The following is a 12,208-nucleotide window of genomic DNA, read 5'->3' as shown; positions in this document are numbered from 1 at the left end:
CTAAAAGCCCGACGTGTAACGCATGATGAGGCGAACGACATTCGATGGCAGAACCTCCGACGCACGATACAGCCAGGTGAACTGCTTTCCGACCGGCCAATGAATGCGATTCTCGTTCACGGCTTGCTCGACGACATTAGCAACGTCTGTCGGTGTGAGGTCTACCCCCATTCGATCCATGCTGGATGCTCGAACCGCCTGTCGCGTCATGGGAGAGTCCACGTACGGCGGCACGATGTCGCAGACGTAGATATCGTGGTGGGCCCACTCGAGATTCAGCGCCTGCGTGAGCGTCCGCACACCGGCCTTCGTTGCGGAATAGGTTGCTAGTTCCGGCGTACCGTAGACGGCTGATGCAGACGCCATTGAGATCACACGCGCGCCGTCGGTTGCCTCGAGCATGGGAAAACTGAGGCGAGTCACGAGCATCATCCCCGTCAGATTCACGTCGATCACGTGCCGGAGGTCGTCCGGATCCATCGTCTCGAAACGCCCGATTTTCAGCACGCCGGCACAGTTAAACAGAGTGTCCATTCTTCCCCCTGTGGCTTCGGAGAAGTGCTCGACAGCCTGCTCAACCTCTTCCCGGTCTGTGACATCGACCGGCCGAAAGCAGGAGTTCTCGGGGCCGAGATCGCGATGTACACGCTCGAGACCGTCTCGATTTCGATCATACAGTCCAATGAACCAGCCCTTTTCAGCAAACCGGCGTGCGACCGTCTCTCCGATTCCTGAGGCAGCCCCGGTTACGAACATTGTGGGTTGCTTCATGGGCAAGCGTCTGCATTAATTTGTATAAACGTCGGGTGCCTTCCATACACGCATGGCACGGAAGGCACCCATTATATCACAGCCGGTTCCGTCTCGAATTGACGACGGCAGAACGAAACGGTCCTGCTCGAATCACCGCGCACCGATAGCGCCAGCGTCCGGTGTCAGGAAGCGGTCGAACCACCGCAACATCCGGATATTGTAGTCAAACCGAGCCGTCGCGGACCGGTTACCGTGACCCTCTCCGGGATAGTAAACGAGGCGAACCGGCGTATCCGTCCGTGTTTTGATGTGCCGATACAATTCGAGCGATTGGCTCGGGTGCACCCGCGGGTCCTCCTTGCCATGCAATATCAAGAGCGGCGTATCTGCATCGCCCGCATGGTAAATCGGGCTCCGTTCGAGGTAGCCCATGTAGTCGTCCCAGATACGCTTCCGTGCATGAACGAGATATAGCTCCTCGGGGATATCACTTTCTCCCCACTTCGAGATGTTATTCGACACCCCCACAAACATGACTCCGGCCGCAAACCGATCGGTGTAGCGCGTTGACATCCATCCCGTCGCGTATCCGCCGTACGAGCCGCCGGTTACCCCCACGCGATCGACGTCCACGAGTCCACGCTCGATGAGGGCATCAACACCGTCCACGATGTCGTCGAACTCCTTCCCTGCCAGGTCACCCTGACTGCTTTTGGCAAAGGCTTCGCCCCGACCGGTGCTTCCTCGATAGTTGGGATAGAACACGGCATATCCGCGCGCTGCGCCCATCTGACCTGGCATGCTGTACCCGGTCAACCAGCCGTCGTCGTAGTGAGCCTCCGGCCCGCCGTGCACGACGGTAATAAGCGGATAGGTTTTGCCTTCCTCCCGGTCGAGCGGGTGGATAAGTAATCCCTGTAGCTCTTGTCCATCCTCTGCCGTGTACGTGACGACCTCCTGCGGCGCCATGCGCTCGTCGTCGAGCCATGCGTTGTGGTTCGTGAGACGCTCTGGCGTACCGTCCATCATCACGTACACCTCGCGCGGGTGCGTCGGTGTATCGGCCACGAAGGCGTGTATACCGTTCGCAGCATCGAGACTGTGGAGAACGGGTCCATCCCCGGAGATCACGCGCTCCATGCCAGAACCGTCGTGCTGAATCCGACCCAGCGTGGCATGCACACCTTCGCTCGCGAGAAATTCGATCGTCTGTGCATCCGCCCATCGGACGCTCTCGACTTTGCCCTCGAACTCGTCCATCAGCGCGGTTGGTGTCCCCCCCTCGCTCGATACGACGAAGAGGCGGCCGTCAATGGGATCGTGAATGTCCCCACCGGCGATGAATGCGAGTCGAGATCCGTCGGGGCTGAACGAAAGACCTCCGAGCTTCGCATCGTGCTCTACCGTCCCGACAACCTCTCCGCTTGACGGGTCGACAATGCCAATCTCGCGGCTCATGTAGTAGTCGTCGACGCGCGGCGTCGGGGCCGACAGAATAGCGAGCCGGGAGCCGTCGGGACTCCACGTCACGCCGGATACACTCCGATCCGTATCGATGCGCATCGTGGACGTGTCCGAGACCGTGCCGATGTATCCACGAGAAAACGTCAGGTCTTCCTCGTAAATCTCTGGCTGATACGGCAATTCGGACTCCACGTCCTCCGCGTCGGGGTCCGATGCATAAAAGGCAATTCGTTCCCCATCCGGCCCCCAGTCGTAGCCCGAGATCGATGTCTCGAACGAGTACAACTCTGTCGCTTCGCCGCCTCCCAGCGGAATCTCGTAGAGACGAGACGTCTCTGCGTCGCCGAGCTGGTCAATAAACGTGAGTGACCGGTGTCCAGGTCGCACAGCGAGGTCCCGGACGTTTCCCCGTGTCGCGAATGGCGTGGTCTCGCCGGTCTCTACATTTGCGACCCAGAGTTGGCTCTTGGCCGGCTCGTTGGCTTTCGTCGGGTCCGCTGGCACAGACAGCGTGTATGCGACATGCTTTCCATCCGGAGATAGCACGGCGTCGCCAACCTGTTTGATTTTGGCAATGTCCTTGGGCGACAGAACGCTGTCCTCTCCCTCGTACGCCTCGGCCGAAACGGCCTGATCGGGCAAGGAAGCAGCCTGTTGTGCGGTGACTGCCGTCGGCGCCGCGGTCACCCACGCGAAAACGAGTAATCCTATCAGTAAGCGCTTCATCGTAACGGTCGGTGCTGGATACGGAAGTTGATGTCGCCCAAAATCTACGGCGGGCGTCTCCTTACGTCAAGGTTTCCTTTCTTTCGTCACCGGACTGCAGAATCAAGAGGCCTCAACCGGCTCTCCACGATTCATTGTGTGCGCCGGACCCTCACGCTGGGCTCGCTTTTTCCCTCGACGCATTTCGCGCTCGATCTGCCGCATGTAATTCCAGAAGTCCACCTGTATCGTATGTCGGGGCGATCCCGTGTAGCGTTTCCGCATCGCCTTCAGTTCATCGTCAATCGCTTCCTCCATCGCGTCAGGCTCCGGAAGAATCGCAGCACCATCGAGCAACATGGCCACCCATTTTGACTGCTTTTCTACCAGAGGCATGAGGGCGCCAAGGGGCTGGATCAATCCCAGAAAGTAGAGGCCTGGCGTGTTCGGCGGTACGATGTACCGGAATAGCCGAACCTGATTCTCCTCCACGGAAAACAGGTCGTCCGGCAGAAACGGAAACGTGATGTCATATCCGGTTGCATAGATCACCGCATCGTACGCTTCCGACGTACCGTCTTCGAACGACACACTGTCTCCGTCGAGACGATCGATATTGGGCTTTACCTCCACGCGGCCATGTCCAATCTGGGACAGCAACTCCTGTGAGATCGTGGGGTGCTCCTCCATCAAATCGTGATCGGGCTTGGGCAAACCGTACGTCTCCTGGTCGCCAACCGATATCCAGACAAGCAACTTGAACAGCAGCCGTCGCACCGACACCGGCAGGCGCTCCATATACGGATTCGTCCACTGATCCAGCGGCTGGCCGAGGATGTACTTCGGAAGGATCCAGGCGCTAGACCGCGTCGACAACGTCACGTGATCGGCCATCCGACTCAGATCGACCACAATGTCGCACGCGCTGTTACCAATTCCGACGACGAGGACGCGCTTGCCCAGGAAGTCGCGTGGCTCCGTGTAATCGTGGGAGTGGAGTTCTTCGCCAGCGAATGAGCCCGGGAAGTCCGGCCATCGCGGATTCCAATGATGACCCGTCGCGACGATAACAGCTCCGTATGTTCGCCGCTCCCCTGTCGTGAGCGTCACCGTCCACCGGTTTCGCCCGTCGCGCTCGACCTGCTCAACGCCCGTGTTGAACGTGATGGACTCCCGCAGGTCGAAGGAGTCAGCGTAATCCTCGAAGTACTGCAACACATCGGCGTGATGCCCAAACACCGGAAAGTCGTCGGGCATCGGAAAGTCATCCAGCTCCATGTTGTGCTTGCTGGAGTTGATATGCAGCGTCCGGTATGCTGCGGACCGACGGTTGTCGTTTTCGAATCGCCAGAGTCCTCCGATATCGGATCCCAACTCGAAATGGTCGTACAGGAGCCCGCGGTCCGACAATGCCTTCGCCGCGGTAAGACCGGAGATGCCAGCTCCAATGATGCACGCCTTCTGTCCCTTGAGAAGGCAACGGCGGGCCAAAGCGTCAGAAACACTGGCGTTCATACAAACCGACATTGATATGGAATGCGCACGGACAACTTCGTACGCTCCATCCGCATGCAGGTTTGTCGACACCTCCCATTGACAAATGCGTCCGGAAGAAGAGCGGCTGGAGACTGATACGCACCCGGGATTGCCCGGCAGGACGACGGTAGAGGTGCTGCGCCTACGATAACAGTATGGCAGTCTAGATTTCCGACAACAGCTCGTGCAACCCGCGTGCACTGAGACCCTGAACGTCAACGGGCGGCCGCGAGTCAACATTCATGACAAGCGGCCCACGGTGCGCGTCAACGACAAGGTCCATGCTCAAATAGTCGAATGGCAACGCCGAGGCCGTCTTTTTGGCGAGATCCAGAAGCTGCTCCCACCGCCAGATCCGCACACCCTCGATCGACGAATACGTGTCTGGGTGTTCGGCGAGAAACCCTTCGCTATCATACGCAGGATGCATCTTGCCGGTAGCGATGTCAACGCCAACTCCAAGTGCACCTTGATCGATATCCGCTCGACCCTTCGATGCATCCGTTGGAACCACGACCATGGCGAATTTAGGCTCTCCCTGGTACGTGATAACGCTGATATACGACAGGCCGCGAGGATAGATCTGGTAAAACATGTCGTCGACGGTCACTCGGTACTCCACTACGACCTGTCCGTCTTCAGCGTCCCGACTCCCACCCGTGACAAGGTGAGCCATGTATCGCTGGACGTCCTGCGCCGTCAGCACCTGACCCGTAGCCGAACGCCAGACCGTCGAGGTTCCCATTTCCTCCCGTTCGAGAACGAGCGTCTTACTTTCCCCCCTGCCGTCCACCCTCTTCAGGACGAACGACCGCAGGTCCTGAATCGTCGACCACGCATCGCGAATCTCCTTTTCGGAGGCGACGCGAACATATGTGGTGGGAACGGGAAGACCGTTTTCAGCAAGACGCGCCTTCGAAAGCAAGTTCTCGTTCATCCGCTTATCGTGTTTGTGTTGACGATCGGACTCCGCGTTACGCTCCGATCGGTTTCCGCCAGCTGCCGACCAGCGTGCAGGGTGAACTACATCCCGTGTCGAACTCGCTACGTCCTTCAGGCGCTTAAACAGTCTCATGGGATGACTCTCGTTTACCATAGTAGAAACTCGTGCGCGGATGGTATCCCATCCATACCGTAGCCACGTCGGATCGGATCACGCTAGCACATGGCCACGGCTACACTCGCACGTCATAAACAGCAGATATTAATCCTCAAAATCCCTCTTACGCAGGGATTACAACGAATCGAGCCATATCCACGGATCCTCTTATCGTCCTGACTAACAAAACCTGCTTCGACACAGAAATCAGCGTGCAAAATGGATCATCTTCCGTTGTCATCACATGCGTCTTACAGATAGGCCAAAGCTTGTACCAGACCTGAGCGACGCAGAAAGAATGCCCTTTCCGTCCGCTCAGCCCACATCCACGTGTAAACCCGCTGATCCGCGAGTGTCATCCCTGGCAAAGGTGAGACGCGACTGAAACGCGGTCTGATACAGGACTCGAACCAACATCTGATCTGTATCACAAAACGCGATGATTGACCTGACTTTCGGACAGCGTCCCTCCGATTATCAATGTATTACGTTCGCTTTGATTTACGTCGGTTCGTCTGTCTGCACGCGCAAGGTCGCACACTCCAACTTGCCCGAGAGGTGCGCGACCGAAAAATTGCTTTGCCTTCTTGATCCCTTCGAATCACGACGCGTGCACGGGGCGTTTCCGTATTATCGAACCCTCCGTTGTACGTCGTGATTGCTGAATGAACGAACTGCTGGCATCCAAACCGGAATCGCTGCGCGAGAAACTCGACAACCTTCCCACCCAGACCGGTGTCTACAAGCACGTAGACGGCAGCGGGACCGTGCTCTACGTCGGGAAGGCCAAGAATTTACGCAGTCGGGTCCGATCGTACTACCAGAATAGCCGCAACCACTCGCGTCGAATCGACGTGATGGTCAGAAAGGCGGTCGACGTTGAGGTCATTGTGACTGACACGGAGGTCGAGGCGCTCATCCTTGAAAACAACCTCATCAAGGAGCACCAGCCCCGCTACAACGTCAATTTGCGGGACGACAAGACGTATCCGTACATCTGCATCAAAAATGAACGCTTCCCGCGCGTCTTCAAAACGCGGAAGCGGAAGCAGGACGGCTCCAAGTACTTCGGCCCGTACACGGACGTCGGGCAGATGAACAAGATGATGGACGCCATCCGATCGGTGTTTCAACTGCGGACCTGTTCGCTGAAACTCGACCCCGAACCCATCGAGGCCGGCAAGTACGACGTTTGCCTGCAGTATCACATCGACAACTGCAAAGGTCCATGCGTGGGCGAGCAGTCGCACGAGGACTACATGCAAACCATCGACCAGGTCGAAAAGCTACTTAACGGGCACACGCAGGAGTTGATCGACCTGCTCGACGATGAAATGGAAAAGCAATCGAGCAAACTCAACTTCGAGGAAGCGGCGCGCCTCCGTGACCAGATCTCAGCCCTGGAGAAGTATTCCCAGCGCCAAAAAATCGTCAGCCAGGACAATGCCGACCGCGATGTCTTCGCGCTGCACGTCGATCGCGAGGAAGGCGTCGGATGTGCCGTTAAGTTCACGGTCCGCGAGGGAAAAATGATCGGGCGTCGCCACACGTACGTCCGGCGCATCGAAGGGCGCTCCGAAGAAGAAATCCTGCTGTCCTTCGTCGAGAAGTACTACACCGAGGCTAACTTCTTCCCCGATGAAGTGCTCCTCTCCGTCGACCCGAACGACCACCCGGCGCAGGACACGCACGCTCTGGAGCAGTTGCTACAGCGCGAAAAGGGCAAACAGGTTGTCGTGAAAGTCCCGCAGCGCGGGGACAAAGCCAGCCTGATCCGCATGGCCAAGTCGAACGCGAAGCTGCTGGTTGGAGAGTGGAAAACGCAGCAGATGAAGCGAGAACGCGATCGCATTCCAGAGGCGGTGAAGTCCCTCAAGAAGAACCTTCAGATGGAGGCACTCCCGCGCCGCATCGACGGCATCGATATCTCCCATCTCGGCGGCACGGAGACCGTGGCATCCTGCGTCGTATTTACGGACGGCACGCCGCGCAAGAGCGAATACCGAACGTACAAGATTCGAACGACCGAGGAAGGGCGCCCGGACGACTTCAAGGCGATGCGTGAGGTCATTCAGCGACGCTACAGCAAGATCGTCGAAGAAAACGGCCCGTGGCCGGATCTACTGGTCGTGGATGGAGGCAAGGGCCAGCTATCGAGCGCCGTTCAGGTTCTGAAAGAGGTAGAGGCGTACGGAAAGTTTCAGGTGATCGGTATCGCCAAGCGGCTGGAGGAGGTCTTCATGCCGGAGGATACCGATCCCGTTCTGATCGCGAAGGACGATGTTGCCCTTCAGTTGCTGCAGAAAGTGCGCAACGAAGCGCACCGGTTTGCAGTCACGTACCAGCGCAAACGGCGCAAGAAGAAAACGCTGCACTCCGAGCTCCTCGACATCCACGGCATCGGCCCGAAAACAGCGCGCGACCTGCTGAGCCGGTTTGGCTCCGTCGCGAAAGTGAAGGACGCCCCCGAAGAAGAGATCGCCGAGGTCGTCGGTCCCGCAAAGGCGGAGACCGTGCGCTCGTATTTTGACAAAGAAGCCGCAGAGTCGACCTGACGGAGAGCCGCCCTACGACGCCGTCCCATGCCCGCGCTCATCGCCGCGAGGTGACCCCATTGGGAATCGTCTCTCCGCCCTATCACGAGTCGGGCTCATTCGAACTGCACCAGAACCGCGCGATCGGACGTCCGCGATTCTTCCAGTGCGTGACGCACGGCCACAGCCTTTTCATCGGCCGGAGCGTTCGAATCGATGCGTATCGCCGGGGCATTCATTGATGACATCGTTCCAGACGCGCAGGTCACCTTCACGTACATCGGCGTGTAGATGCTCATTGTCAGGGCGCTGACCACGCCGTTCAGGAACGTCAACTTGGTCTCGACACGCGCCACGCCGTCGGGGCACTCCTCCATCGTTTCGACCACTGGGGGCGGCACGATGCCGAAGACAAAGCTATTCGCCCACTCATTTTCGATGACGTTCGATCCTTCCTCCTTCCCCGTCACGACCTGCTGATGGTAGCAGCCGGAGGTCAGCATCCCGACGGAGAAGAGGCACAAAAGGACCCAAACGGGGGAAACGGGCACCGCAAACGGTCTGGACATATCATTTCGGCGGGACAAGCCCCGTCGCGCGGACAGGCTCATCCCAAAAATAATTAGGTCGGTGTGGATGCGCATTGCGAGTCTATGACCTCGCACCATGCGACTAGATACTTCGCCTCTTCCATTCGCCGCCCCTCCTTTCCCCGCGATTCGCTGTCGCTTTTCGGCGGAGCATACGTGCGTCGTCGCTACGGTCGGCATTTCGCTTCTCCCGCCGGGTCCGTACCATTGTGACACATCCCTCGCTGCCCGTCCGACTCGCCTGCCCTCCACTCCATGCTCAACTACATCTGGGCGGGACTGATCGTCTTCAGTCTCGCTTTTGCCCTTGTAACCGACGTCTCGGAACTCGTCCACGATCGGTTTCCAAACGACGCTCCCGTTCCAGCCTCGGTCACCTTTCCAGAGGGGTACGATACAGACGCCCGGCGCCAGCCGGTTCGCGTTTCGTTCGATAGCGACATGTACCGGGATCGATTTGCCGACGATGCGCCGGACTCGCTCGCGGCGGCATACGACGGCACGCTTGTACAGACGCGGGACGGGCGCCAGATTCGTCTCGACGCGGGTTCGCTCCCGGAGCCGTTGGCGACGATCCGCTCATCTCAGGCGGACGACGACGGTGATCCGTTGCGCGCGACACTTCAGGGGGACACGCAACTGGGCGTCGGTCCCGTAGCGGTGGATCTCCGGTTCGAGCCGGTGCGGTTTCGCAAAATGAACGACATCGCGCAGGCAGCTCTGAACTTCGCCGAAACGGCGGCCTCGCTGGCTCTCGGATTTATCGGCATTCTCGGTCTGATGCTCGGACTGGTGAAAATCGGCGAAGAAGCCGGTCTCGTCCAGGCGCTGGCCCGGTTCGTCCAACCCGTGCTCTCCCCGCTATTCCCGAGCGTGCCCAAAGACCATCCGGCCCTCGCGAACGTGACGCTCAATCTCCTTGCAAACGTGTTCGGCCTGGGGAATGCCGCCACGCCGCTTGGCATCAAAGCGATGGAGGACCTTCAGGAGCTGAATCCCAAGAAGGATACCGCCACGGATGACATGGTGATGCTTCTCGCACTGAATACGTCGAGCGTTCAACTCGTCCCGCCCTCCCTCCTGGTCGCGATCATGGGGCTTCAGATCAACCAACTCTTCTTTTCTATTACTCTCGCCACCCTCTTCTCTACAATCGCAGGCATACTCGGAGCGTACGGGCTCAGCCGATTACGGCGGTTCCGCGAGTCGAATCCGATGCTGCAATCGGATGAGGCGTAACTCGCGCCCCGCTAACCGCCCTGTTGTCCTCTATACCTTCTTGCTCCGACGATTATTATGCTTGAGATTCTACGCGACCTCGTCTCCGTCCTCTCCTACTTCGTTCTTCCCGCCCTCCTCGTGGGCTTCCCGCTCTACGGCCTATACAAAGGCGTTCGCGTCTACGAGGTATTCGTTGAAGGCGCAAAGGAAGGATTCAACGTCGCCGTCACCATTATTCCCTACCTGATCGCGATCCTGTTTGCGATCGGCATGTTTCGCGCCTCCGGGGCGATGGACTTCCTCGTCGATATGCTCGACCCCGTGCTCGCGATGATCGGCGTTCCTGCGGAAGTCGTCCCTATGGGCGTGATTCGTCCCCTTACCGGCTCAGGATCCGCTGGTCTGGTTGCGGACATGATCCAGCAGTACGGCGAAGACTCACTCGTCGTCAAGATGGTGGCCACGATGTTCGGCTCGACCGAAACAACATTCTACGTCATCGCCGTCTACTTCGGCGCCGTGAACGTGCGCGAGACCCGACACGCCGTTCCGGCGGGTCTGTTTGCTGACTTCATCGGATTTCTCGCCTCGGTGTACGTCGTTCAGCTTCTCTTCGGGTAAGGCGACGGCGATCAGACTCAATCCTCCGCCACCGTTTCAAGCGCCAGGGACAGAACTGTCAGTTGCAGGCGCATCGCGACGGCCGGATCCAGAGGCTCAAGCTCAAAGTCGCCGAGCAGGTCGGAGGGGGACGCGTCCGACTGGGTCAGATCCTGATGCCTCAGGTCGGCAAATTGCTCGCGGAAGGCTTCATAGCGCATCGGGCGGTGCGGATTGGTGGGCGGCGGCTCCTCGGCCGGCCCGTCAACAAGCACCCATAACGGGAGCTCCGTGACCAGGCACAGCGGATCGCCGCCCCAGCCCATGACCATTTCCATCGAGCTGTCATGGAATCGATCGGCCATATCGGGATCGCCGATCGACCGGAAGTAGGAACGCATGGCCTCCCCGCGAGGGGTGGTTTGATATCCCGGGGCGATCCAGAAGAAGCCTTTTTCTCCTTTTCGATTGTGATCGTGCATCCTCAGCCCCGCATCGATCGCCGCTTTTCGATACTCTTTCTGTAGCTTCTCACTCCGATATGCCCAGGGCCGGTTGATAAGAAGGAGTGCTCCTTCACTGACAGACATCCCATGTAGGCTCGCGTGCAGGGCGAATGGAGCGTGCAGTTCGAGGAACGAGGCGACGGCTTCATTCTCTGGGCGCATGGATGGAAAACCAAACTCAAGGTCCCGGCCCGGCAGGTCCCGCTCGACATGTCGAAGGTACGCTTGCATGTCAGGCCAGGCCTCAATCCACGGACGGTTGCGGGCCTCTCCATCCGGGTTCGTGTGCGGAACGATTCGGAACGTAAACTGCTCCAGAAGACCTTCGAACGCATCCGGGTTCTCCAGAACCGAGACCACCAATGACCGTAGCGTTTCCGGGCCTACCGGCTCGTCAGCGTGGTTTCCAGCGACGATACTGACCGTCTGCGGCCCTTTTCCGAGCACAACGCCCGCAATCGGACGCCCCTCTTCGCTGGTGCCAATCGTTTCGAATTGCGCGATGCTTGGCCGTGCTTCGCACGCCTCCTCTAGTTTCGAGCGCACGGCATCGCTCGTACGAAATGTAGGCGATGTGGTCGCGCAGGAAGTGAGATCGAAACGGGTACAAGCAGTGCCGGGCATAATTTGCCAGAGGATGATAGAAAAGATCTACAACAAGGATGCAAGATGAAGATGCTGCGTGAATACGGAGGTTTCAATAATACGCTCGTCCATCATGGACCCTCAACCACTACGCTGGGTTGTGGGAGCCTGCAGGATGCTCACCAAGGGCCGCGCGTAATTCGGGCTAGACGAGTCCACCTTCAAAAATATGAAGGTAGCGGTTGACAATCCGCATACTCGTCCCCTAACTTCGCCAGCGTACCCAGGTCCTCATGTCCTTCTGATTCGAAGACGGATTTATCCTCTTCGATACCCAGCAGGGTGGAGGAGTCCTGCATTACTTCATGCATTCATTGGATTCAACGCAGCATCATGGAAGAGCGCAAAGTCGGAACCGTCAAATGGTTCAGCAACGAGAAAGGATTTGGTTTCATCGTGCCTGAAGAGGGAGGTGAGGACCTTTTCGTGCACTACAGTGAAATCAACACTGATGGGTTCAAAACTCTGAATGAGAACGACCGCGTAGAATTTACGGTCGGCCATACAGACAAAGGCCCGAATGCGCAGGACGTTGACGTGATCGGCTAACCACCT

Annotated in this window: 10 protein-coding genes; 4 read left to right on the top strand and 6 right to left on the bottom strand. The window is 58.3% G+C overall.

What is annotated here, in order from left to right:
- From CRI94_RS00220 to CRI94_RS00205, 4 genes are all read right to left on the bottom strand, one after another.
- Window positions 1-771 carry an SDR family oxidoreductase gene (locus tag CRI94_RS00220; RefSeq protein ID WP_098073652.1) on the bottom strand — a complete coding sequence of 257 codons (771 nt, stop codon included), beginning with the start codon at window positions 769-771 and terminating at the stop codon, window positions 1-3.
- A 132-nt stretch (window positions 772-903) separates the two neighbouring features.
- Window positions 904-2,943: a S9 family peptidase gene (locus CRI94_RS00215; protein ID WP_098073651.1), complete on the bottom strand. Its 2,040-nt coding sequence runs from the start codon at window positions 2,941-2,943 to the stop codon at window positions 904-906.
- Window positions 2,944-3,045: 102 nt separating this feature from the next.
- On the bottom strand, window positions 3,046-4,413 hold the full coding sequence (locus tag CRI94_RS00210) for a flavin-containing monooxygenase (protein ID WP_245846012.1): 1,368 nt from the start codon (window positions 4,411-4,413) through the stop codon (window positions 3,046-3,048).
- Between the two features lie 208 nt (window positions 4,414-4,621).
- The gene (locus tag CRI94_RS00205) at window positions 4,622-5,533 is read right to left on the bottom strand and encodes a sugar-transfer associated ATP-grasp domain-containing protein (RefSeq protein WP_179862085.1); all 912 of its coding nucleotides are present in this window, start codon (window positions 5,531-5,533) and stop codon (window positions 4,622-4,624) included.
- A 689-nt stretch (window positions 5,534-6,222) separates the two neighbouring features.
- On the opposite strand from CRI94_RS00205, the gene uvrC reads away from it, so the two are divergent.
- Window positions 6,223-8,112, top strand: coding sequence for an excinuclease ABC subunit UvrC (gene uvrC / locus CRI94_RS00200; protein ID WP_098073648.1), 1,890 nt, complete (start codon window positions 6,223-6,225; stop codon window positions 8,110-8,112).
- A gap of 95 nt (window positions 8,113-8,207) precedes the next feature.
- Here the strand turns inward: uvrC and CRI94_RS00195 are convergent, their stop codons facing one another.
- A complete protein-coding gene (locus CRI94_RS00195) occupies window positions 8,208-8,660 on the bottom strand; it encodes a Bor family protein (protein WP_179862084.1) in 453 nt (150 codons plus the stop codon).
- A 276-nt stretch (window positions 8,661-8,936) separates the two neighbouring features.
- On the opposite strand from CRI94_RS00195, the gene CRI94_RS00190 reads away from it, so the two are divergent.
- Both CRI94_RS00190 and CRI94_RS00185 read left to right on the top strand, forming a co-directional pair.
- The gene (locus tag CRI94_RS00190; RefSeq protein WP_098073646.1) at window positions 8,937-9,920 is read left to right on the top strand and encodes a nucleoside recognition domain-containing protein; all 984 of its coding nucleotides are present in this window, start codon (window positions 8,937-8,939) and stop codon (window positions 9,918-9,920) included.
- A 57-nt stretch (window positions 9,921-9,977) separates the two neighbouring features.
- Window positions 9,978-10,523 (top strand): spore maturation protein, encoded by a 546-nt coding sequence (locus tag CRI94_RS00185; protein WP_098073645.1) that lies wholly within the window; start codon window positions 9,978-9,980, stop codon window positions 10,521-10,523.
- Between the two features lie 17 nt (window positions 10,524-10,540).
- Here CRI94_RS00185 and CRI94_RS00180 read toward each other — a convergent pair whose 3' ends face one another.
- Window positions 10,541-11,554 carry a M14 family zinc carboxypeptidase gene (locus CRI94_RS00180; protein WP_245846011.1) on the bottom strand — a complete coding sequence of 338 codons (1,014 nt, stop codon included), beginning with the start codon at window positions 11,552-11,554 and terminating at the stop codon, window positions 10,541-10,543.
- Between the two features lie 432 nt (window positions 11,555-11,986).
- Here CRI94_RS00180 and CRI94_RS00175 point away from each other — a divergent pair, with 432 nt between their 5' ends.
- A complete protein-coding gene (locus CRI94_RS00175; RefSeq protein WP_098073643.1) occupies window positions 11,987-12,202 on the top strand; it encodes a cold-shock protein in 216 nt (71 codons plus the stop codon).
- Window positions 12,203-12,208: the final 6 nt, after the last annotated feature.

It is taken from the genome of Longibacter salinarum (assembly GCF_002554795.1).
Classification (GTDB): Bacteria; Bacteroidota; Rhodothermia; order Rhodothermales; family Salinibacteraceae; genus Longibacter; species Longibacter salinarum.
This window is presented reverse-complemented; position numbering and strand designations above follow the sequence as displayed.